This is a genomic window from Rhodococcus sp. AD45-ID (genome assembly GCF_003023755.1).
GTDB classification, from domain to species: Bacteria; Actinomycetota; Actinomycetes; order Mycobacteriales; family Mycobacteriaceae; genus Rhodococcus_F; species Rhodococcus_F globerula.
In genome coordinates, this window is sequence record NZ_PYHL01000002.1 from 432,930 (window position 1) to 455,468 (window position 22,539).

General features: G+C 61.4%; 21 protein-coding genes and 1 tRNA gene. 13 read left to right on the plus strand and 9 right to left on the minus strand.

Annotation, left to right across the window (positions count from 1 at the left end; all coding sequences use genetic code 11):
• Positions 1–6: 6 nt before the first annotated feature.
• The gene (locus C7T36_RS18155; protein ID WP_045067896.1) at positions 7–1,017 is read right to left on the minus strand and encodes an NAD(P)-dependent alcohol dehydrogenase; all 1,011 of its coding nucleotides are present in this window, start codon (positions 1,015–1,017) and stop codon (positions 7–9) included.
• Positions 1,018–1,158: 141 nt separating this feature from the next.
• Here C7T36_RS18155 and C7T36_RS18160 point away from each other — a divergent pair, with 141 nt between their 5' ends.
• The 9 genes from C7T36_RS18160 to C7T36_RS18200 all read left to right on the plus strand — a co-directional run bounded on the left by C7T36_RS18160 (position 1,159) and on the right by C7T36_RS18200 (position 10,327).
• Positions 1,159–2,157, plus strand: coding sequence for a sugar-binding transcriptional regulator (locus tag C7T36_RS18160; RefSeq protein WP_033233071.1), 999 nt, complete (start codon positions 1,159–1,161; stop codon positions 2,155–2,157).
• Between the two features lie 63 nt (positions 2,158–2,220).
• Positions 2,221–3,573: a sugar ABC transporter substrate-binding protein gene (locus tag C7T36_RS18165; RefSeq protein ID WP_045067028.1), complete on the plus strand. Its 1,353-nt coding sequence runs from the start codon at positions 2,221–2,223 to the stop codon at positions 3,571–3,573.
• Complete coding sequence (locus tag C7T36_RS18170) at positions 3,570–4,520, plus strand: carbohydrate ABC transporter permease (protein WP_033233075.1); 951 nt, start codon at positions 3,570–3,572, stop codon at positions 4,518–4,520. Before C7T36_RS18165 ends, C7T36_RS18170 begins: the two co-directional genes overlap by 4 nt.
• The gene (locus C7T36_RS18175) at positions 4,520–5,386 is read left to right on the plus strand and encodes a carbohydrate ABC transporter permease (RefSeq protein ID WP_045067029.1); all 867 of its coding nucleotides are present in this window, start codon (positions 4,520–4,522) and stop codon (positions 5,384–5,386) included. Before C7T36_RS18170 ends, C7T36_RS18175 begins: the two co-directional genes overlap by 1 nt.
• A gap of 45 nt (positions 5,387–5,431) precedes the next feature.
• The gene (locus C7T36_RS18180; RefSeq protein WP_045067030.1) at positions 5,432–6,526 is read left to right on the plus strand and encodes an ABC transporter ATP-binding protein; all 1,095 of its coding nucleotides are present in this window, start codon (positions 5,432–5,434) and stop codon (positions 6,524–6,526) included.
• A 92-nt stretch (positions 6,527–6,618) separates the two neighbouring features.
• A complete protein-coding gene (locus C7T36_RS18185) occupies positions 6,619–7,530 on the plus strand; it encodes a carbohydrate kinase (protein ID WP_045067031.1) in 912 nt (303 codons plus the stop codon).
• A gap of 175 nt (positions 7,531–7,705) precedes the next feature.
• Positions 7,706–8,833 (plus strand): NDMA-dependent alcohol dehydrogenase, encoded by a 1,128-nt coding sequence (locus tag C7T36_RS18190; RefSeq protein ID WP_033233085.1) that lies wholly within the window; start codon positions 7,706–7,708, stop codon positions 8,831–8,833.
• A gap of 36 nt (positions 8,834–8,869) precedes the next feature.
• On the plus strand, positions 8,870–9,697 hold the full coding sequence (locus C7T36_RS18195) for a serine hydrolase (RefSeq protein ID WP_045067032.1): 828 nt from the start codon (positions 8,870–8,872) through the stop codon (positions 9,695–9,697).
• Between the two features lie 123 nt (positions 9,698–9,820).
• Entirely contained in the window at positions 9,821–10,327 is a 507-nt protein-coding gene (locus tag C7T36_RS18200; RefSeq protein ID WP_033233089.1) for a DUF3145 domain-containing protein, read from the plus strand.
• 69 nt (positions 10,328–10,396) lie between these two features.
• Here the strand turns inward: C7T36_RS18200 and C7T36_RS18205 are convergent, their stop codons facing one another.
• From C7T36_RS18205 to aceE, 6 genes are all read right to left on the minus strand, one after another.
• Positions 10,397–11,830 carry an acyl-CoA carboxylase subunit beta gene (locus C7T36_RS18205; protein ID WP_033233092.1) on the minus strand — a complete coding sequence of 478 codons (1,434 nt, stop codon included), beginning with the start codon at positions 11,828–11,830 and terminating at the stop codon, positions 10,397–10,399.
• A gap of 108 nt (positions 11,831–11,938) precedes the next feature.
• Positions 11,939–13,189, minus strand: coding sequence for a KasA/KasB family beta-ketoacyl-ACP synthase (locus tag C7T36_RS18210; protein WP_033233094.1), 1,251 nt, complete (start codon positions 13,187–13,189; stop codon positions 11,939–11,941).
• A gap of 7 nt (positions 13,190–13,196) precedes the next feature.
• Entirely contained in the window at positions 13,197–13,472 is a 276-nt protein-coding gene (gene acpM / locus C7T36_RS18215; RefSeq protein WP_033233096.1) for a meromycolate extension acyl carrier protein AcpM, read from the minus strand.
• Between the two features lie 83 nt (positions 13,473–13,555).
• Positions 13,556–14,464 carry an ACP S-malonyltransferase gene (locus tag C7T36_RS18220; RefSeq protein ID WP_033233098.1) on the minus strand — a complete coding sequence of 303 codons (909 nt, stop codon included), beginning with the start codon at positions 14,462–14,464 and terminating at the stop codon, positions 13,556–13,558.
• A gap of 142 nt (positions 14,465–14,606) precedes the next feature.
• Positions 14,607–15,935 carry a CdaR family transcriptional regulator gene (locus C7T36_RS18225; RefSeq protein WP_084702724.1) on the minus strand — a complete coding sequence of 443 codons (1,329 nt, stop codon included), beginning with the start codon at positions 15,933–15,935 and terminating at the stop codon, positions 14,607–14,609.
• 83 nt (positions 15,936–16,018) lie between these two features.
• Entirely contained in the window at positions 16,019–18,874 is a 2,856-nt protein-coding gene (gene aceE / locus C7T36_RS18230; RefSeq protein WP_045067033.1) for a pyruvate dehydrogenase (acetyl-transferring), homodimeric type, read from the minus strand.
• Between the two features lie 271 nt (positions 18,875–19,145).
• Here aceE and C7T36_RS30585 point away from each other — a divergent pair, with 271 nt between their 5' ends.
• The 4 genes from C7T36_RS30585 (at position 19,146) to C7T36_RS18255 (ending at position 20,952) form a co-directional block, all read left to right on the plus strand.
• Positions 19,146–19,676 carry a hypothetical protein gene (locus tag C7T36_RS30585; protein ID WP_033233106.1) on the plus strand — a complete coding sequence of 177 codons (531 nt, stop codon included), beginning with the start codon at positions 19,146–19,148 and terminating at the stop codon, positions 19,674–19,676.
• Positions 19,677–19,853: 177 nt separating this feature from the next.
• Positions 19,854–20,279, plus strand: coding sequence for a DUF3052 domain-containing protein (locus C7T36_RS18245; RefSeq protein WP_033233108.1), 426 nt, complete (start codon positions 19,854–19,856; stop codon positions 20,277–20,279).
• A gap of 104 nt (positions 20,280–20,383) precedes the next feature.
• The gene (locus C7T36_RS18250) at positions 20,384–20,848 is read left to right on the plus strand and encodes a peroxiredoxin (RefSeq protein ID WP_033233192.1); all 465 of its coding nucleotides are present in this window, start codon (positions 20,384–20,386) and stop codon (positions 20,846–20,848) included.
• Between the two features lie 32 nt (positions 20,849–20,880).
• Positions 20,881–20,952, plus strand: a tRNA-Val gene (locus C7T36_RS18255).
• A gap of 49 nt (positions 20,953–21,001) precedes the next feature.
• Here C7T36_RS18255 and C7T36_RS18260 read toward each other — a convergent pair.
• On the minus strand, positions 21,002–22,144 hold the full coding sequence (locus C7T36_RS18260) for a site-specific integrase (protein WP_045067035.1): 1,143 nt from the start codon (positions 22,142–22,144) through the stop codon (positions 21,002–21,004).
• On the minus strand, positions 22,144–22,539 hold the full coding sequence (locus C7T36_RS18265) for an ImmA/IrrE family metallo-endopeptidase (RefSeq protein WP_052683490.1): 396 nt from the start codon (positions 22,537–22,539) through the stop codon (positions 22,144–22,146). Before C7T36_RS18265 ends, C7T36_RS18260 begins: the two co-directional genes overlap by 1 nt.

The window sequence follows — 22,539 nt, forward strand, 5'->3', positions numbered from 1 at the left end:
AAAGTTCTAGTCTCCTTCGGCGACGATGACAACGGCCTTGATGCTGCCGGGGACGCGATCGGCTTCCAGCGCCTCGCGCGAGCGTTCGAGTGAAAAGCGGGCTGTGACCATCGAATCCAGGTCGACGCGACCGGACGCGACCAGTGCCGCGGCGATCGGCCACGTGTTGGCGTATCGGAACACGCCGGTGAGGACGAGCTCGCGACCCTGAATGATGGGGACGGGCAGCGGGATTTCGTCTGCGCCCATTCCGACCAACACTATTGTCCCGGCCGGCCGAACAGCATGGATGCCGTCGATCACGGCGGCTGTGGCTCCCGAGGCGTCGATGAACGCGTCGACGCCGAGTGAACGTACATCGCTCTCGCGGGGATCCACCACGGTGGTGGCGCCGAATTTCAGTGCCACCTCGCGTCGGGCGGCGTCGATGTCCGAGACGATGACCTCGGTGGCGCCAAAAGCCTTGGCTACCTGTGTCGTCACGATTCCCACCGGTCCGGCGCCCGCGATGAGTACTCGGGACCCACCGGTGATACCCGCCTTCTGGACGGAAGCGATGCCCACAGAGAGTGGCTCGAACAGCGCTGCGGCTTCATAGGACACGGAATCGGCGATGGGATGTGCGAAGTCTGCGCCAATGGTCACGTAGTCCGTCAACGCACCGTCTATGGGAGGCGTCGCGAAGAACTCCATGTGAGGGCAGAGGTTGTATCGGCCGGATTTCGATTCCGAACTGGTCGGATCGGGCTTCTGTGGCTCGATGGAGACCCGTTGTCCGATGCGACTGGGATCAACGCCGTCCCCGACGGCTGCGATCCGACCTGACGCCTCGTGCCCGAGAACGAGGGGAGCCTCGACGACGTAGGGGCCGATGCGGCCTTCGCGAAAATAGTGGGCGTCCGATCCGCATACGCCAACCGCATGGACGCGGACGAGCACTTCGCCAGGCCTGGGCGACGGTCGCGGTCTTTCCTCCATCTGCATCTTTCCGACTGAAATAAGGACATTTGCCCGAATTGTCGCAGGTAGATCGATGGATTCACCGGAAACTGTTGTGTGGGTCACAACGTAGATGTTAGCTTAATGAGCATAAGAACATCTAGTGAGCATTTGCTCACGATCAAAAGAATCAACCAAAAGAATCAACGAGGAGAACGCGTGAACCAGTCGGCTCAGCCAACGGGACTCAAGACGTCGAAGACGCCGGCGTCCGAGGATGTCCGACTCGCGCTGCGCGCGGCAACGATGTATCACCTCGAAGGGGCTACTCAGGCGGAGATCGCGGCAAAACTCGGTGTCTCGAGGCCGACGGCGGGCCGCTTGCTGGCTCGGGCGCGGTCGCAAGGCTTGGTCAGGGTCGAGATCTTGGTTCCGCCGGAGTTGGAAGGTTCGGTGAACACGGAATTGGAGTCCGAGCTCGAGAAGCGTTTCGGCCTGGCGGAAGTTTTGGTTGTCCCCGAAGCGAATTCGGATTCAGACGATCCCGACTACGATGCGTTGGGCCGTCGCGCTGCTGACGTGCTGGTTCGGCGTCTGCAGCCGTCGAGCGTTCTCGGATTCACGTGGGGGCCGGAAACCGTTGCAGTAGCGGGTTCTTTGCCGGACCGGGCGGCAAAGTGCTCGGCTGTGGTACAACTTGACGGCTCCATGACGGTGACCGACTATCAAACCGGCGTTGACTTCACTATCGGCCGATGTGCACAACAGTTGCAGGCCAATCCGATTCGCCTCAATGCTCCGTTGTACGCCGATCCGGCGACTGTGGAGTCGATGCAAAACGATTCGGTCATATCAAAGGCGCTGCAAGCTGGAACCGATTCCGACATCATGGTTTTCGGTGTTGGCGCCGTATCCACGGCCACCACGTTGTTTGCCGGTAGCTTTGTCGACTCGACCATGCTGGACGAGTTGGAAAGTCGCGGCGCGGTCGGCGAAATCGGGGGCCGTTTCTACACGATCGACGGAACTCCAGTGGAGGGGCCACTACCCGAGCGCACGGTATCCGTATCGCTCGACGCAGTGAAATCCTGTGATCAGACCATTCTGATTTCGGGGGGAACACACAAACGCCAGGCCGTTCTGGGCGCATTGCGCGGAGGTTTGGCACACGTACTCGTCACCGATGTCGAGTGCGCCCAGTGGCTGCTCGAAAGCTAGCTCTCTCACGAGTTCTGCCGGCTGAGCGTGCAACTGACACGTGAGTGTGAAGGAAGGTAATCCGTGAAAACAGGAAGACGAGTGTGGGGCGCTGCTGCTGCGGCTCTCTGCCTCCTGGTGTCGGGATGTGCGGGTGCGGGCGCACTCGGTGGTTCCGGCGAACGAACCGTCACCATTGCGATGGTGTCGAACTCACAGATGCAGGACGCCATCAAATTGGCACCCGCTTTCGAAGCCGAGAACCCGGGGATCGACCTCAAGTTCGTCAGCCTCTCCGAGAATCAGGCGCGCGCCAAGATCACGGCATCGACGGCTACGGGCGGCGGTGAATTCGATGTAGTCATGATCAGCAACTACGAGACGCCGCAATGGGCTGCCAATGGTTGGCTCGTGAATTTGTCCGAGTATGCCAATGCCACAACGGGTTACGACGAAAACGACTTCATTCCGTCGATCAAGACGTCCCTGTCCTACGAGGACAGCATGTACGCCGTTCCGTTCTACGGTGAGTCGTCGTTCCTGATGTATCGCAAAGACTTGTTCGACCAGGCCGGCATCACGGTTCCCGAAGATCCGACGTGGCAGGAAGTTGCCGGTTGGGCAGAGCAGTTCGACAACCCAGACGCCAAGATGTCGGGCATCTGCCTTCGCGGAAAGCCTGGCTGGGGAGAGGTCCTCGCACCACTGAATACCGTGATCAACACCTTCGGAGGTCGCTGGTACGACGAAGACTGGAATGCGCAGCTGACCAGTCCGCAGGTGGAAGACGCCGTTCAGTTCTACGTGGACACGGTCACGGAACATGGTCAACCAGGTCCCGCGACCAGTGGATTCGGTGAGTGTGCAACACAATTCGCGCAGGGCAATACCGCAATGTGGTACGACGCGACGTCGGCGGTGTCGGTTCTCGAAGATCCCGCGTCGTCGAAGGTGTTCGGAAACATCGGCTACGCCAAGGCTCCGAAGGTCGAGAAATCCGATCCAGGATGGCTCTACACGTGGGCGCTCGGGATCCCGGAGTCGGCCCAGAACAAGGACGATGCGTGGAAGTTCATCTCGTGGATGACAAACAAGGATTACATCCAGCGAGTCGGCACGGAGCTCGGCTGGTCGAGGGTGCCGCCGGGAAGTCGTCTTTCGACGTACGAGATTCCGGAGTATCAGGAAGCCTCCAAGGCGTTCGGTGAAATCACCCTCGAATCGATCAACAACGCAGATCCGAAAAACCCTACAGTGCAACCAGTTCCGTACACCGGAGTCCAGTTCCTCACCATTCCTGAGTTCCAGGATCTGGGCACTCGCGTCAGCCAGCAGATCAGCGCTGCCATCGCGGGTCAGAAGAGTGTGAAAGAAGCACTCGAACAATCGCAGCAGTATGCCGAGGTGGTCGGCAAGACCTATCAGGAGAACCGATGACTACGGTTGCTGAGCCCAGAACTGCGGTGGACGACGCGCCGCCGGTCCGAATCGACAAGAAGATCTCCCGCGCCGAGGGATGGCGTCGTCGAGGTCCGTTGTTGCCGGCGTTGATCTTCGCGATCGTCGTCACCCAGATTCCGTTCCTGTTCACGCTGTACTACTCCACGCAGTCGTGGAACCTCGTGCGGCCGGGATCACGGCATTTCAATGGGTTGGACAACTACATCGAGGTGTTCAAGGACAGTCAGTTCCGTGAGGTGGCTGTCAACACGGTCATCATGATCGTGGGAACGGTCATCGTGTCCGTGATACTCGGACTGGCGCTGGCACTGCTTCTCGACCGGGCGTTCCTCGGCCGCGGGATTGTGCGAACGCTGCTGATCACGCCGTTCCTCATCACCCCGGTCGCCGGCGCATTGCTGTGGAAGACAACGATGTTCGACCCGGTGTTCGGCATCGTGAACTTCGTTCTCCAGCCGTTCGGTGTCGGCCAGGTCGACTGGGTGAGCAAGTTCCCGCTCGCGGCAGTCATGATCAATCTGATCTGGCAGTGGACCCCGTTCATGATGTTGTTGATCCTGGCCGGGCTGCAGTCCATGCCCCGCGACATTCTCGAGGCCGCGCGAGTCGACGGCGCCAAGCCGTTTGCGATGTTCCGCGAATTGACGTTGCCGCATCTGCGCCGATTTATCGAACTCGGCGCCGTGCTCGGTGCGATCTACCTCGTGAACACCTTCGACGCGGTGTACATGATGACGGCGGGAGGGCCAGGAGTCGCCAGCTCGAACCTGCCGTTCTACATCTACCAGCGTGCGTTCCTCGGCTTCGACGTCGGTCAAGCTGCGGCGATGGGCGTCGTGACAGTGATCGCGACCATCATCGTGTCGACACTCGCGCTCCGATTGATCTTCAAGAGCTTCACCGGTAATGAGGAGGCTGCGTGATGACTACCGTAGATACGACAAGCGCGACGACCGACAAGCCCGTAGTGAAGAAAAAGAAAAGCAGCAAGTTCAGTCCCTGGTCGGTAGTGGCGTGGATTGCCGCTCTGGGCTTCTTCTTTCCGGTCTTCTGGATGGTTCTGACGGCGTTCAAGACCGAGGCCGATGCCTACACGGATCCGCCGAAGTTGTTCTTCACCCCGACACTCGAGCAGTTCCGTGCCGTTCTCGATTCGGGTCTGGGTACGACGCTGGCGAACTCGGCATTTGCCACGGGAATGTCCACCATTCTTGTTCTGCTACTGGGTGTTCCAGCGGCGTTTGCGCTCTCGCTTCGCCCGGTGAAGAAGACGCAAGATGTGCTGTTCTTCTTCATCAGTACCAAGATGCTTCCCGTCGTGGCAGCGATCGTGCCGCTGTACGTGATCGTCAACGACATCGGATTGCTCGACAACATCTGGGCTCTGGTCATCCTGTACACGTCGATGAATCTGCCGATTGCGGTGTGGATGATGCGCTCGTTCTTCCTCGAAGTACCCGGCGAGCTCCTCGAAGCAGCCAGTATGGACGGCGCCAGTTTGTGGACCTCGGTTCGCGAGGTGATCTTGCCCCTGATCTCGCCCGGAATCGCTGCCACTGCGCTGATCTGCGTGATCTTCTCGTGGAACGAGTTCTTCTTCGCAGTCAACCTGACAGCTGTTCAAGCGCAGACGATTCCGGTCTTCCTGGTCGGCTTCATCACGGGCGAGGGCCTGTACTGGGCTCGCCTCTCTGCAGCAGCAACCATGGCGGCGTTGCCCGTCATCCTGGCCGGTTGGTTCGCCCAGAACAAGCTGGTGCGCGGCCTGTCCTTCGGCGCCATCAAATGACCCGGCGCAATCCACTAGTTCGCCCCACACTTTCAGGAGTTCGTCATGGCTGAAATCTCTTACCGGAAAGCGTCTTGCATCTACGAAGGTGCCGGAACCCTCGCTGTCGATTCGCTCGACCTCGATATCAAGGACGGTGAGTTCATCGTCCTCGTCGGACCGTCAGGATCAGGAAAGTCAACTGCGCTGCGCATGTTGGCCGGGCTCGAGGACATCGACTCCGGTGCAATCACGATCAACGGCAAGGACATGACCGATGTCCCGTCGAAGGATCGCGACATTGCGATGGTCTTCCAGAACTACGCCCTGTATCCCAACAAGACCGTCGGCGAGAACATGGGTTTCGCGCTGAAGATGCGTGGAGTTCCTTTGGAGGAACGAAAGAAGAAGGTTGCCGAAGCTGCAAAGCTCCTCGATCTGACGGATTACCTGGACCGCAAGCCCGCCAAGCTGTCCGGTGGTCAGCGTCAGCGAGTTGCCATGGGACGTGCCATCGTTCGTGAACCTCAGGTGTTCTGCATGGACGAGCCGCTGTCCAACCTCGACGCAAAGCTGCGGGTCCAGACACGTACGCAAATCGCGGCATTGCAGCGTCGACTCGGAACCACCACCGTGTACGTCACTCACGATCAGGTGGAAGCGATGACGATGGGTGATCGAGTCGCAGTGCTCAAAGGTGGCAAGTTGCAACAGTTTGCGTCACCGACCGAACTCTACGATCGTCCCGCAAACGCGTTTGTCGCTGGTTTCATCGGATCGCCGGGAATGAACTTGGTGACGGCGCCGGTCACGTCCGGCGGCGTTCGATTCGGATCCGTCGACGTTCCCTTGGAGCGAGAGCAGATGACGGCAATTGCTGCCGCCGGACTGGATTCAGTCACCGTCGGAATCAGGCCGGAACAATTCCAGGTGGTTCCCGCGGGAACCGGCATCGCCGCTCAGATCGATCTGGTCGAAGAACTGGGCAACGAGTCGTATATCTACGCCCATGTGCCGGGAACGGATGCCGACCCGATTTCACTCGTCGCACGTACAGGTGGGCGATCTCAACTGCAGTACGGCCAGACGCTCGGGTTCGAGCGGGTAGACGGACCGGTGCACCTCTTCGACCCCACGACGGGTGAGCGCGTGGGTAACTGAGTCCCCATCCGAAATCGTGCCCTGCTCGGCGCTCGAACTCGATCGCGCCGAGCAGGGCATTACCATGATCGCCTCAAAGTTAAGGTCTACCGATGAGTGATACCCGAAATCGATCCGTCGTGGTGTGTGGTGAGGGACTGGTCGATCTGGTGCCGGTGGGGGAGAACTTCTCGCCCAAGCTCGGCGGCGGACCGTTCAACGTCGCACTCGCGTTGGGCAGACTCGGGTCGGCCGTCGGGTTTGTCTCCCGATTGTCGTCCGACGCGTTCGGTGATCGCATGATCGAGTCGCTGACCGCGTCGGGCGTGGACACCAGTGCCGTGGAACGGGGTCCGGAGCCGACCACACTTGCCGTCGTCAATCTGTCCGACGACGGTAGCGCCCGGTACAGCTTCTATCTGGAGGGGACAGCGGATCGGCTTTTCAGTGCGCCGGAACTTCCCGACGCCCGCGCCTTCTCGTTCGGAACCCTCTCGCTGGTCTTGGAACCCGGAGCGTCGGCGTACGAAGCGTTGCTGTTCGAGGCGCATCGACGCGGACGACTGACCATGGTGGACCCCAATATCCGCCCGGCCGTCATCAGCGACCCCGACGCGTACCGTCGACGGTTCCGCACCTGGTTGCCGTCCATCGACATTCTCAAAGTGAGCGACGACGACGCGGCGTGGCTGGGTTCGGTCGACGGTCGTGAGTGGCTGGCCGACGGTGTCGGAGCAATCTTGTTGACGCGAGGCGGCGATGGATTGACGGTATTGACACCGGGATTCGAGGTTTCGGTACCGGCGCCGACGGTTCGCGTCGCCGACACCATCGGAGCGGGGGACACGGTGCACGGCGCTCTGTTGGCTTACTTAGAGCGCCACGACGCACTCGATCCGGCAGCTGTTCGCAGCTTCACGGAACCTCAATGGCAGGCGGCGCTGGAGTTTGCGGCGCGTGCGGCTGCCGTCACGGTGTCACGACCCGGCGCGGACCCGCCGTGGTCGGCAGAGTTGTCCCACTGAGAGGTTGTCCCACTGAGCGGGCCGTTTCCGAAATGCCCGGCACGTGTTTTCCCTGCTCAATTGGACGTCTGACCTGCGGCACGAAAACTTTCGTTAGAACACGTTCCAATTTCCGCTATTTGTGGCTATGGTCACAGTGATAGATGCGGGTGTGCGAATGAAAGGGTGAACTGACGTGAAGACCAAGGGTGCAATCCTGTGGGGCCTGGGCGAGAAATGGTCCGTCGAGGAGATCGAGATCGGCGATCCGGTAGCCGGCGAAGTCCAGATCCGCATGGAAGCGGCCGGAATGTGCCACTCCGATCACCACATCGTCACCGGCGCCACGCCGATGCCGTCGTTCCCCGTGATGGGCGGCCACGAAGGCTCGGGCGTCATCACCAAACTCGGCCCCGAGGTCTCAGGTCTCGAGGTGGGCGACCACGTCGTGCTGTCCTTCATCCCGGCATGTGGAACCTGTCCCGCGTGTTCGGCCGGACATCAGAATCTCTGCGACCTCGGCATGGGACTCCTCAGCGGTCAGGCAATCAGTGACGGCACGTACCGAATTCAGGCTCGCGGCGAGAACGTGATCCCGATGTGCTTGCTGGGAACGTTTGCCCCGTACATGGTGGTGAACCAGTCCTCGGTGGTGAAGATCGACAAGGACATTCCGTTCGAGGTTGCCGCGCTTGTCGGTTGCGGCGTTCCCACCGGTTGGGGATCGGCGACGCACATTGCCGACGTCAAGCCAGGCGAGGACGTTGTCATCATGGGCGTCGGCGGCGTGGGAATCAGCGCGCTGCAGGGTGCCGTTGCATCCGGTGCGCGGTACGTCTTTGCCATCGACCCGGTGCCGTGGAAGCGTGAGCAGGCTCTGAAGTTCGGTGCCACCCACGCGTTCGAGAGTGCCGCTGCGGCAATTCAACCCATCATCGAGGCGACACACGGACGGATGGCGCAGAAGACCATCATCACCGTCGGTGAGATGAAGGGCGAATACGTCGAAGAGGCGATGATCCTTACGGCCAAGGCCGGACGTTGTGTTGTCACTGCGATGGGGCATCTGACGGACATGGACGTCAAGCTCAATCTGTTCCTGATGTCGATGCTGCAGAAGGACCTCCAGGGCAACATCTTCGGCGGCGGCAACGCCCGCCAGGACGTTCCGAACCTGCTCGCGATGTACAAGGCGGGCAAGCTCAACCTCGACGACATGGTCACCCGCACCTACACCCTCGAAGGTGTCAACGACGGCTACCAGGACATGCTGGACGGCAAGAATATCCGCGGCGTGATCCGTTACACCGAAGCGGACTGGTGATCTACAGCTGAATTCGTGGGCCAGTAGTCTGATCGGGTGCACAGTCTTGACGTCATCGATCAGTGGCCCGTCGACAATGCGGCAGCGGTCGTCCTCACGGGAGAACATTCCGGCGGGGGCGGCCGCATTTCTGCGTCGAACGGCGACCAGAACCGCGTGTTCCCATTGGCTTCGGTAACAAAACTCCTGTGCGCCTACGCAATTCTGGTTGCCGTGGAGGAAGGCGCCGTCGAGCTGGATCAACCAGCAGGCCCCGAAGGATCCACGGTGCGGCATCTGCTGGCTCACGCGTCCGGCCTGGCCTTCGGTGAGCGGACCGTCCAAGCTCCCGTCGCGTCGAAGCGGATCTATTCGAGTGCGGGATTCGAGGTGCTTGCCGAATTGGTCGAACACGAAACCTCGATTCCGTTTGCCGACTACCTGGCTGAGGCGGTGTTCGAACCGCTGAAGATGACGAGCGCGGCGCTGGTCGGCCCGGCGGGCCACGGAGCGCAGGCATCGGCGGCCGACCTGGCCGGCTTCGCTGCTGAACTACTAGCCCCGACGCTGATTTCACCGCAGACGTACAAAACGGCGACCTCGGTGCAATTCCCCGGGCTCAACGGCATTTTGCCGGGATACGGCTCCAAGCGGCCTAATGATTGGGGATTGGGCTTCGAAATACGCGGACAAAAGAATCCGCATTGGACCGGACGCGAGAATTCCGCGTCGACTTTCGGCCATTTCGGTCAGTCCGGAACCTTCCTGTGGGTGGATCCCGATATCGACGCTGCCTGCGTTGTCCTGACCGATCGCGCCTTCGGTGATTGGGCAAAGCCGCTATGGACTGAATTGTCCGATCACGTTATAACGGACATTCGGTAACAATTTTCTCTTGTTCCACTAGCGCAACACGGGTAACACAGGCACACTATTCAATCGAGCCTGCTTCACACATTCGACAGAGGTCGTTGGGGAAGACGTCCCTCGTCGAAGCAGGAGGCTCGAGTGCAACCGAATCACCTCGCGGAACTGACGACTGGTGTGGTCTTCATCCACTCGTCACCCGCAGCGCTGTGCCCGCACGTGGATTGGGCTTTGTCCGCCGCGTTGGGCTGTCCTGCCAAACTGCGGTGGACATCGCAGTTGGCAGACAATGGACTGCTGCGTGCAACAACGGATTGGTCGGGGCCCGTCGGAACCGGTGCCCGACTGGTGGATTCACTACGGGCGTGGCCGAAGCTTCGATTCGAGGTCACCGAGAACCCCAGTGCCGGCGTGGACGGTGAGCGCTACAGCCACGTTCCCAGTCTCGGTCTGTGGCGCGGTTCCACCAGTGCCAACGGAGACGTTGTTGTCGGCGAACTGCGGCTTCGATCCATCATCGACGCGGGCGGCGACATCGTCGGAGAAATCGACCGGGCAATGGGGGCGCCCTGGGACGAAGAGTTGGAACCGTATCGATGCTCCGGCGAGGGCGCTGAAGTGATGTGGTTGCACCGCCGCGTCAGCTGATCCGCAAGCGTGAATGAAAAGGTGAGCCTCGCCGTTATCGGCGGGGCTCACCTTGCGTTCGACGCGTTCCTACAGCGGAATATTCTTGTGCTGCCCACGCACATTCGGAGCGGCGGCAAGGGCGGCCGTGACGATACTGCGAGTCTTCGCGGGATCGATTTCCCGATCCACCACACCCATCTCGACGGCCCGGTCGACGCCGCCTGCGATGGCTTCGTGTTCAGCGGCCAACCGGTCGTGGAGGGCTTCGCGTTCGTCGTCGGGAGCGGCGGCGAGGGCGCGCTTGTGCAGGATGCCCACCGCGGCCTTTGCGCCCATGACGGCGACCTCGGAATTCGGCCACGCAAATACAGCCGTGGCACCGAGGGCCCGTGAATTCATGGCAATGTAGGCGCCGCCGTAGATCTTTCGGGTGACAACGGTGACGCGGGGGACGCTGGCTTCGGCAAAGGCATGCAACAGCTTTGCCCCGCGGCGGACGACGCCTTCCCATTCCATCGACACGCCGGGGAGATATCCGGGGACGTCGACGACTACGACGAGTGGCACACCGAAGGCATTGCAGAGGCGAACGAATCGCGCGGCCTTCTCGGCGCTCTCGGAGTTGAGGCAGCCGCCGAGTCGCAGGGGATTGTTGGCAATGACACCAACAGTGCGACCGGCCATCCGGCCGAATCCTGTGACGATGCTGCGCGCGTAGTTACCTTGCAGCTCTTCGAAACTCGATTCACCTTCGACGTTGTCGAGCAGTTCGTGAACGATCGGACGCACGTCGTACGCGCGCTTCGCCGACGCCGGCATCATCGCCCGCAAATCGGAATCGCCGAGTTCGGCGGCGCGCTGATCGAACGTGCCTTGGTCGCAGAGCATGGAGACGAGTCGACGGGCCCGGTGCAGGGCGTCGGACTCGTCATGCGCGGCGATGTGTGCGACGCCTGACTTCTTGCTGTGGGTGTCCGGTCCGCCGAGCGAGACCATGTCGACCTGTTCGCCGGTCACACTGCGGACGACGTCGGGTCCGGTGACGAACACTCGACCTTCGGGCGCCATGATGACGACGTCGGTCAAAGCCGGTCCGTACGCCGCGCCGCCTGCGGCAAATCCGAGGACAACCGAAATCTGTGGGATAAGGCCTGATGCGCGGACCATTGCCTCGAAGACAAGTCCGACAGCGTGCAGAGCTTCGACGCCTTCAGCGAGGCGAGCGCCACCGGAATGCCAGAGCCCCACGATGGGAGTCTGCTCGTCGATGGCGGTGTTGATGGCGTCGACCAGATGCTTACATCCGTCGAGGCCCATGGCGCCACCCATGACGGTGGCGTCGGAACAGTAGGCGATGGTGCGGACGCCGTCGATTTTTCCGGATGCGGCGAGCACACCTGACTTGTCGCGCGGGTGAAGCGGAACCGTGGTTCCCGGATCGAACAGATTCTCCAGGCGCGCAAGGGGATCACGCGGATCTGTCGACGATTCGGACTTAGTCACGGGGGCCAGGATGGTCATCGCGTCCTCCTTCAATACGTGCCTTCGGCAGAACTGCCGATCGGTGTGCCCGCGGGTGATGTTGTCATTTCCGTTCCAACATCACCCGCGGACAAGGTCAACGACTGGCTATGCCCGGCCGAAAGCGAGCGCAACATTGTGCCCACCGAAACCGAACGAGTTGTTCAGTGCGAAATCGAAACTGCCGGTTCGGGCTTCGCCCTTGACGACGTCGAGATCGATCTCTGGATCCTGGTTGTCGAGATTGAGCGTCGGCGGAATGATCCCGTCGCGCACAGCCAGAACCGTCAGAACGGACTCGAGGGCACCGACAGCGCCGATCGAGTGTCCGAGTGCGGATTTCGGTCCGTACACCGCCGCGTGGTTGCCCACGGCGGAGTTGATTGCCGTTGCCTCCGCGATGTCGCCGATCGGCGTCGCGGTGGCGTGAGCATTGATGTGCTTGATGTCGGCCTTCGAGAGACCGGCCATCTCGATTGCCCGCGTCATGGCTCGAGCCGCGCCCAGACCCTCGGGATGCGGTGCCACGATGTGGTAACCGTCGGACGTGATTCCCGCGCCCAACAAACGTGCGTGAATCGTGGCGCCACGCGCCTTTGCATGCTCCTCGGTTTCGAGGATCATCAGCGCGCCGGCTTCACCGAACACAAATCCGTCGCGGTCCTTGTCGAACGGACGCGAAGCCGCGGTCGGATTGTCGTTATTGGTGCTCATCGCACGCATCATGGCAAAACTTGCGATGGGAACGGCGTCGATGAAGCTCTCGACTCCGCCGGCCACCACCATGTCCACGTCACCCATGACAAGCATGCGGTGCGCGTGGGCGATCGCTTCGGAACCCGACGAACATGCGGAGACGGGAGTAATGACGCCACCACGGGCGCCGAGCTCGAGTCCCACCGTTGCCGCCGGCCCGTTCGGCATGACCATCTGCACCGAGAACGGGGACACCTTGCGGTATCCACCTCCGCGAAGCTTGTCGACTGCGTCGATCAGCGTGTCGCCGCCGCCGAGTCCGGTGCCGATGACAACCGCGAGGCGGTCCTGATCGACCTCGGGACTGCCGGCATTGCTCCACACAGTCCGGCCGAGGGTCAGCGCGAGTCGTTCGACCCAGCTCATCCGTCGGATTTCAACTCTCGACAGACCCTCGTCCGGTGAAACTTTGAGGTGCCCGCCGATGCGAATCGGAAGGTCGAATTCGTCGATGAACGGGTCGTCGAGGACTCCGATGCCGCTTTCGCCGGCGAGCAAAGCCTTCCACGTGCCATCCACATCACCAGCCACCGACGTCGTCGTCGCGAGGCTCGTGACAACGATGTCGGGAAATTTCCCCCTGCGGGTAGAAGCGGAAGTCACGGTCGGCTCACTCTGCGTTCTTGGCTTCGGCGCCTTCGGCTTCGAGCTTCTGGATGTACGCGACGATGTCGCCGACGGTGCGCAGGCCGGCCAGATCCTCGTCCGGAACCTTGACGCCGTACTTGTCTTCCGTCTGAACTGCGATCTCGACCATGGACAGGGAGTCGATATCGAGGTCGTCGACGAACGACTTGTCAGCGGTGACCTCGGAAGGCTCGATTCCGGTGACCTCCTCGACGATCTGGCCGAGTTCCGCGATGATTTCTTCCTGAGTGTGGGCCACTGGTGTGGCTCCCTTCTTGATCGATTGAGGTGGTGAACCAAGTCCAGCTTCTGGGCAGCTGAACTCAGGGTGAAGCGCCCGGGCTAGGTCAGTCCGGACAGAGCGGAGATATCCTCCGGGTTCTTGAGGGCCACCGTCGGAGTGCCACGCATTTCGCGCTTGGCAATACCAACGAGGGTTCCGGCCGGCGGGAGTTCGACGATCGCGGTGACTTCTGCGGTCCGCAACGAAGCGGAGCAGAGGTCCCAACGAACGGGTCGAGTTACCTGCGCGGCAAGTTTTGTGAGGGCGTCGGCACCAGAGGAGACCGGTGCGCCGTCCGAGTTGGACAGCAGCGTGCGCGTGGGATCAGACGGGGTGATCTTGGCGGCAGCAGCTGCAACGGCGTCCTGGGCCGGAGCCATGAATCGGGTGTGGAAGGCACCGGCGACGGGAAGTGCCCGCACGCGAGCCTTCTCGGGTGCGCTGGCCGCAAGCTCTTCGAGGGCGCTGAGTAAACCGGCTGCAACAATCTGACCCGCAGCATTTCGGTTAGCGGCTTCGAGTCCGAGTTCCTCGATGCGGGCCAGTACCTCGGCTTCGTCACCGCCGAGGACCGCGGACATGCCGGTGGGCTCGAGTGCGCATGCCTTGGCCATCTCCGCGCCGCGCAGTGCTGCGAGTGCGACAGCTTCGTCAGCAGTGATGACGCCCGCGATTGCCGCCGCGGCGAGTTCGCCCACCGAGTGACCGGCGGCAATGACGCCAGTTCCGAGGAGGCCCTGCGATTCGATTTCCTCGTAGGCAAGTAGTGCTGCTGCGACGACCAGGGGCTGAGTCACGGACGTGTCCGTGATTTCTTCCGCGGTCGCGGTGGTTCCGAGACGGACGAGGTCGAGACCTGCGGCTTTCGACCACATTTCCAGGCGGTCTTGCGCTCCGGGCAATGCCAGCCATGGGCTGAGCATGCCGGGTGTCTGAGAGCCCTGTCCGGGGGCAAGCAAGGAAATCACTTATTAAGAGAACACTGGCAGCGGTGAAGTTCGAGATGTCGGTGGCGATGAACTCTGGTGGTGTGTTTTGTAGGTTTCCCACAAATTCCCACGTCGCGTTTGCTCATCGGAATTGGACGCGAAAGGGTTACAAGGCAATTTGTCACACTGTGAACGGTGTGACGGGAGTGAACGTTGTGTCCGATTTGTTATCGATTTCGCTTAATCGGCCCACCGTGGCGGCTATACGCAGGACGTACGCGTCGCGTGGATTGGTTGGATCCCGACCGGTCACTTCGGTAATTCGTTTCAGGCGGTATCGCACCGTATTTGGATGAACAAACAGCTGACGTGCACAAGTCTCAACCGCACCTCCACAGTCGAGATAAGTGTCCAAAGTGTCGGTCAAGACGGAGCCACTTTCCGCCAACGGAGTAACGAGATGATCCTGGAGAGCGTCGACGGCAGCTTGATCGCCGAGTAGTGCGCGTTCCGGCAGTAGCTCCGTCGCAAACACCGGGCGCGGCGCTCCCCGCCATCCCACAACCGCTTTAATTCCGGCAAAAGCCTCAGACGCACTGAAATGCGCGGCGCTCAGACTTGGGGTCGTCGGGCCGATCACCACCGGGCCGCCGGCGAAGCTTCGCAGAAGATCCTGCATGAACTCGCTCTGCGCGGACTTGCTGGTCACGTCGCCGCTGACAACCATCACCAGGCGGCTGCCCTGAACGACTGCGAGTACCGCTCGGCCGTGGGCCGCAGCAGTGGCGTGGACGGTTCCTGCGACCGAGACCCGTTCATCGGGCGGCGGTGATCCGACGATGACCGTTGCCGGAGCAGTTGCATCCCAATTCAACGTGGCAGCGCGCGAGAGCATGTCGGAGCCGGTATCGCCGCGCACAACGGCGTCGACCACCAGTGCTTCCAGTCGGCTGTCCAATGCGCCACGCGATTCAGCGGCGCTGGCGTACACCGATGCAGCAGCAAATCCGAGTTCACGTCCGTACCGAAGAACGGCCTCGGTCAACGCGATGAGCTGCTGATCGTTGCGAGCCAACGCCGGCAACCACTTCTCGAAGAACTCCATGGCAACGCGAACCATGTCGACCGTCTGCCGCAGCGTCAGTCGCCGCGCCAACTCCTGAGGAATGACCGGAAAGGACTCGTATCCGAAGCTGATCTCCGAATCCAACTGCCTGAGCCATTCGAGGAAATTCACCACTGACGTCTGTACCAACAGTTGAACGTCTGCGCGGTGGGACGCGTCCAGGGTGTCGAAGAACGGGAGTTGCTCCTCCATGACCGTCACGGCTTCGGTCGCCAGCCGTCCGGAGAACTGTTTGACCCGCCGCAGCAAAGCCTCGGGCAGTGGATCGCGAACCTGACGCCGCCGCGACAGCGACGCCTGCAACCCGGAAGTCGACGACCGGATGCGTCGTACTCCTACCGGAGGTACCCCGGATGCAGGCACATCAGAATCAGGATCAGGCATGACAAAAACCTACGCCCATCGCTGCGGATGTCGTGATGACACCCGCAGCAATGGGCGGAAGTGGTTCTCAGTAGCGGTGGAAACTATGCGCTACCGGTGTCCCCGGTCTGCTCGGGAGCAGCATTCACGTCGTCGATGCGGTACCGACCAGCTGCCTCGACGGCCTTGCTTCGGTCGATCGAACCTTCCTTGGCCAGACCGTTGAGCACGGCCACGGCGATCGACTCGGCATCGACGTTGAAGTAACGACGAGCGGCAGTGCGGGTATCGGAGAATCCGAAACCGTCGGTGCCCAGCGTGATGTAGTCGCCCGGAACCCACTGGCGGATCTGATCCGGGACAGCGCGCATCCAGTCCGATGCCGCCACGACGGGACCCTGCGCCGACGACAACGCGTTGGTGACGAAGGGAACCGGAGCGTCGACGCCCGGGTTGAGCAGAGCCTGACGCTCGCACTCGACACCTTCGCGGCGCAGTTCGCCCCACGACGTGACGGACCAGATGTCAGCCGAGACACCCCAGTCGTCTGCGAGCATCTGCTGAGCCCGCAGGCCTTCCGGCATGGCAACACCGGAAACGAGGATCTGAGCCTTCGGGCCCTGCGCATCGGATGCCTTGTAGAGGTAGATGCCCTTGAGCAGTCCCTCGACGTCCAGGTCGGCAGGCTCGGCAGGCTGCACGTACGGCTCGTTGTAGATGGTGAGGTAGTAGAAGATGTTCTCGCCGCCGAAGCCGGCAACACCCTCGGTACCGCCGTACATACGACGCAGGCCGTCCTTGACGATGTGCGCCAACTCGTACGAGAACGCCGCGTCGTAGGTGACCGCGGCCGGGTTGGTGGATGCCAGGAGCAGCGAATGTCCGTCGGCGTGCTGCAAGCCCTCGCCGGTCAGCGTGGTGCGACCGGCGGTTGCGCCGAGAACAAATCCGCGGGCCATCTGGTCGGCTGCTGCCCACAGGCCGTCGCCGGTGCGCTGGAAACCGAACATCGAGTAGAAGATGTACAGCGGAATCATCGGTTCGCCGTGCGTGGCGTACGACGTGCCGACCGCGGTGAACGACGCCGTCGAGCCGGCTTCGTTGATGCCCTCGTGCAGGATCTGGCCGACCGGGCTCTCCTTGTAGGCGAGCATGAGTTCGGCGTCGACGGACGTGTAGAGCTGTCCGTTGCGGTTGTAGATCTTCAGCGACGGGAACCACGAGTCCATACCGAAGGTGCGGGCCTCGTCCGGGATGATCGGCACGATGCGCTTGCCGATCTCCTTGTCGCGCAGCAGTTCCTTGAGGATGCGGACGATGGCCATGGTCGTGGCCACTTCCTGCTTGCCCGAACCCTTGCGGATGACGTCGTACGTCTTGTCCTCGGGAAGCTTCAGCGGCGCAGCGTCCGTGTTGCGGGACGGCAGGAAACCGCCGAGTGCCTTTCGGCGATCGAGCATGTACTGGATCTCGGGAGCGTCGTTGCCTGGGTGGTAGTACGGAGGCAGGTACGGATCCTTCTCGAGCTCGGCATCCGAGATCGGGATGTGCTGCATGTCGCGGAAGGCCTTCAGGTCGTCCAGCGTCAGCTTCTTCATCTGGTGCGTCGCGTTGCGGCCCTCGAAGTGCTTGCCGAGCGTGTAGCCCTTGATGGTGTGCGCGAGGATGACCGTCGGCTGGCCCTTGTGAGCCATCGCGGCGGCGTATGCGGCGTGAACCTTGCGGTAGTCGTGGCCACCACGCTTGAGGTTCCAGATTTCCGGATCGGTGAGGTCCTTGACCAGTTCCTTGGTGCGCGGGTCGCGACCGAAGAAGTGATCACGCACGAACGCGCCGTCGTTGGCCTTGTACGTCTGGAAATCGCCGTCCGGGGTCACGTTCATCAGGTTGACGAGCGCGCCGTCTTTGTCGGCGTGCAGCAGCGAATCCCACTCGCGGCCCCATACGACCTTGATGACGTTCCAGCCTGCGCCGCGGAAGAACGACTCCAGCTCCTGGATGATCTTGCCGTTGCCGCGAACCGGGCCGTCGAGGCGCTGCAGGTTGCAGTTGACGACAAACGTCAGATTGTCGAGGCCTTCGGTCGCCGCGACGTGTGCAAGACCGCGCGACTCCGGCTCGTCCATCTCGCCGTCGCCGAGGAATGCCCACACATGCTGATCGGTGGTGTCCTTGATGCCGCGATCGTTGAGGTAGTGGTTGTACCGCGCCTGGTAGATGGCGTTCATCGGGCCGAGGCCCATCGATACCGTCGGGAACTCCCAGAAGTCGGGGAGCAGGCGGGGGTGCGGGTACGACGGGAGTCCGCCGCCCTTGTCGGCGTGGCTCTGCTCCTGACGGAAGCCGTCCATCTGCTCAGCCGGGATGCGGCCTTCGAGGAACGCTCGCGCGTAGATGCCGGGGGAGGCGTGGCCCTGGATGAAGATGTGGTCGCCGCCGCCCGGATGATCCTTGCCGCGGAAGAAGTGGTTGAAGCCCACCTCGTACAAGGCGGCGGAGGACGCGTAGGTGGAGATGTGGCCACCGACGCCGACGCCGGGGCGCTGCGCGCGGTGCACCATGATGGCTGCGTTCCAGCGGATCCAAGCGCGGTAACGGCGTTCGACCTCTTCGTCGCCCGGGAACCAGGGTTCGTTCTCGGTCGGGATCGTGTTGACGTAATCGGTGGACGTCAGAGCGGGCAGTGCGACGTGCTTCTCGCCGGCGCGTTCGAGCATGCGCAGCATCAGGTAGCGGGCGCGGGTCGGGCCTGATCGATCCAGAAGTCCGTCGAACGACTCGAGCCATTCAGTGGTTTCGTCCGGGTCGATGTCCGGCAGGTACGACGCGACGCCTTCGCGAATGACGCGAACACGGCCGTCCGCTCCAGGGGGTGCGCTGGGGGATGGTGAACCTGGCACTCCCGTGCCCCCGGACTCGGCGTTCGGCTCGGACGAGGGACCCTGGATCAGGTCAGACAACGTGTGCTCCTCAGAGGGGTTAGGGACGCGTGGTTGGGCGTCCTTACGTAGGTGACCGGGACCTTGTTAGGTCCGATCCACTTCCATGATGAATATGGCGCGTACCTCATCTTTCACCATCCCGGTCGGCCTGGCACACTGTGGCCCCGGTTACCGTCGGGTAGCGTTCTCGAGTTCGACGTTCGGCTGCAAGAGTTGCCGGTGGCAACGCGATGTGAGGGGGGATTCGTCGGTGATGAAGGCGGGACCGGTCAGGGGATCGGGAAAAAGCGTGGACCGGTATCGACGTCGTGGATTAGTTGTCGCGATCGGCGCGTTGACGGTGGGTTCTGTGGTGATCGTGGGGTGTTCGGGTGCCGTCGAGGGATCACCGACTCCGAACAGGGTGCAGGCTGCTGCCTATCAGGCCGAGGTGACGGCGTCGATTGCAGCGTCGTCGTCGAAAGCTGCAGCCGACGCGGTCGAGACCGCGTTCCAGACCTGTGAAGAGCTGATACGCCGATCGAAGGACGACGTGGCCGTCTTCAACGCCTACATCGACGCCAACAACAACGACGAGTCCGACGTGACGAGCAAAGCGCAGGCAGCTGCGTCCTCGGCAGACGAATTCGCAGGGTGGCTCGACACCGCGACCGCGGACGTCCCCGCCTCGCTGTCCGGACTGTTCGGAGACCTGGCCGACAACCTCCGGTCGATCGCCGGCGTCGTCAAGCGCGACCATTCGCCGGACGAAATCAATTCGATCACCGATACAACCAATTCAATTCGGGATTCGATCCGCACCGAATGCGGAGCGCTGTGACCTGCAGATTTTCGAAGGCGTAGGGTTCCGGGCGTGTCTGCGGACACAAATCCGGAAAAGTTTTCGGCGTGGTCGGCTTGCGCTAACGCCTTCGACCATGTTCGCTTTCCCTAATCGAACGTTAAACGGTCGGTGCGCGGGGACTCCGTGCACCATCAACAAAAGGAGGACCCCACCGTGGTCGCCGCGGCGGATGCCCAGAACTACGCTCAGAAACTCGGGATTACTGCCGATATGGTGGTGCAGGAACTGGGCTGGGATGAGGATACCGACGACGGCATTCGTGCCGCGGTTGAGGAAACCATCGGCGGGGAAATGCTCGACGAGGATTCGGACGAAGTCATTGATGTCGTGCTGCTGTGGTGGCGCGACGAAGACGGAGACCTTGTCGACGCTCTGATGGATGCCATCGGTCCTCTCGCAGACGAAGGTTTTGTCTGGGTTCTCACACCTAAGACAGGGCGCGACGGACACGTCGAGCCCAGCGAGATCGCTGAATCTGCCCCTACAGCAGGACTGACTCAGACGTCTGCTGCGAACCTCGGTGACTGGTCGGCAAGCCGACTCGTTCAGCCGAAGGCTCGCCCGGCAGGTAAGCGCTGATCAAGCCGGCATCAAGCAACAGTGCATCGGATGACGCAAGTGCGACGTCCGATGCACTGTCGTATTTCCGAAACTTTTCCTATCGTCAGTGAAGGATGAAATCCATGCCTCTCGAAGTTGGTGCTCAGGCACCGGAATTCACGTTGAAGGATCAGAACAACCAGGAAGTCTCGCTCGCAGACTTCCGCGGTAAGAAGAACGTTCTGCTCGTCTTCTACCCGTTGGCTTTCACCGGAACATGCCAGGGCGAACTCTGCAAGGTTCGCGACGAGCTTCCGACGTTCGAGAACGACGACACGGCAATCCTGGCCATCTCCGTCGGCGCTTCGCCGACGCACAAGATCTGGTCCGCCGAGCAGGGCTACACCTTCCCGTTGCTTTCCGATTTCTGGCCGCACGGTGAGGTTGCGCAGAAGTACGGCGTGTTCAACGACAAGCTGGGCTTCGCAAATCGTGGAACCTTTGTCATCGACAAGGACGGAATCATTCGTTTTGCCGAGATGAATGGCCCCGGAGAGGCCCGTGACCACGCGCTTTGGGCAAATGCGATTGCCGCGCTAGAGTCTTAGAGCACTCCCGGTGAGGTTCTCGCCGGGAGTTCGGGCGTGTAGCTCAGTGGTAGAGCTCTGGTTTTACACACCAGCGGTCGGGGGTTCGAAACCCTCCGCGCCCACCGAAAGATGAAGCCCTGATTTGCATTCCGGTGCAGGTCAGGGCTTTTTCTATGCCCTGTCGGCGGCGGTCTGTTCGCCTTCTGCCCACATTCTGCCCACACCAGCCTTCGTTCGGGCCTCACTGAGTGCCGTCGCAACGACCTCCAGATCGTCATCAAACAGATCGGCATACACATCTAGGGTCATCGCTGCCGACGCATGGCCCAGCATCTTTTGGATCGCTTTCACATTTGCGCCAGCGCTCACAGACAGTGAGGCCGCGGTGTGCCGTAGATCGTGCGGAGTCACGCGCGGGACTCCGGCGGCAGTGACTGCCTTGTCGAACCATCCGCTAGTCGTGTGCGGGCGTCCGAGGTAGCCGCCATCCTCGCCGGGGAACAGGAGATCACTACGACCCTTCCGCTCGCATTGGCGCGCGAGGTACGGAATAAGGAATTCTGGCAGTGGAACCGTTCGACGTTTGTGGCCCTTGGCAGTTCCCACGACAATCTCACTCCCGACTTCAACTGCGTTCTCGTCGACGGTGGCTCGACGCCGCAGCATGTTCAGATCGGAGACCCTCATCCCTGTCGCTTCACCCCATCGAAGTCCGGTATAGGAGAGGAAAAGAATCAACGTTTCGTGCTCGCCGGCCTTCGATGCAAGAAGGTCGACCTGTGCGTGATCCAAATACAGCGGCCGCCGTTTCGGTTTACGCGGCAACTTCATCTTGCGAGCTGGATTCGACTTGATCAATCGGTCTTGGACAGCATCCTCAAGCATTGCAGCGAAGACTTGGTGCGTTCGAATAACAACTGTGGCGCCGACAGGTTTTGTACCCTCTACGCCTTGGCCTAGATCAGTGAGCCATTGCTGCACAGCCGAGTGCTTGATACTGCCAAGTTGGATGTGTCCCCACCGGGGCTGAATCCGGAGGCGCCATGCAACTTCAAGCGGTCGGTACGCAGATGGTTTCAAGTGCCCCAATTGGCGATCAAGCCATGGTTGCCCGAGTTCGTCTACCGTCCTCTTCGAGTCAGTCGGTGAGACGTATAGCCCGTCAAGTTTGTCAACTTCAACGCGATTAGCAAACGCTTCCGCAGCCTTGATTGTCGGGAACCCTCGTTTGTCAGTTTGGTTGCCATCCGGTTTTCGGTATCTGACGCGGTATCTCGTGCCCTTCTTTGTTTTGTACGGGTCGATTGTCGCCATCAGTTGATCCTTTCGTTTCCGCGTAGGGCGAGTTCTCTCCAGACGCGGATGAGTTTCGGTGTGACGCCGAGGTGATAGGCGAGCGTGTCGGTGTGTGACGAATAGAGGCGCTCCGCCTCCTCGAACTCGGCGCAGTCGATCAGCAGGCGAGCAGCGTATTCGTCGGCTTGTCGTTCTTGCCGGGAATGAATGCGTGCATCGAGCGCAGGACCATGCCGTAGTGAGGCGTGTCCAAGTTCGTGCGCGAATGCGCTGATCGTTCTTGAGGCAGTCATTCCGGCGTTCAACACGATGCACCGGTGTGACTCGTAGTAGCGGCCTTCCTCGCCGCGGGGAAGGTCAGCTTCCATGACCAGAATCCCCGCGGCTGCTGCAGCATCGTAGAGCTGCTCCAT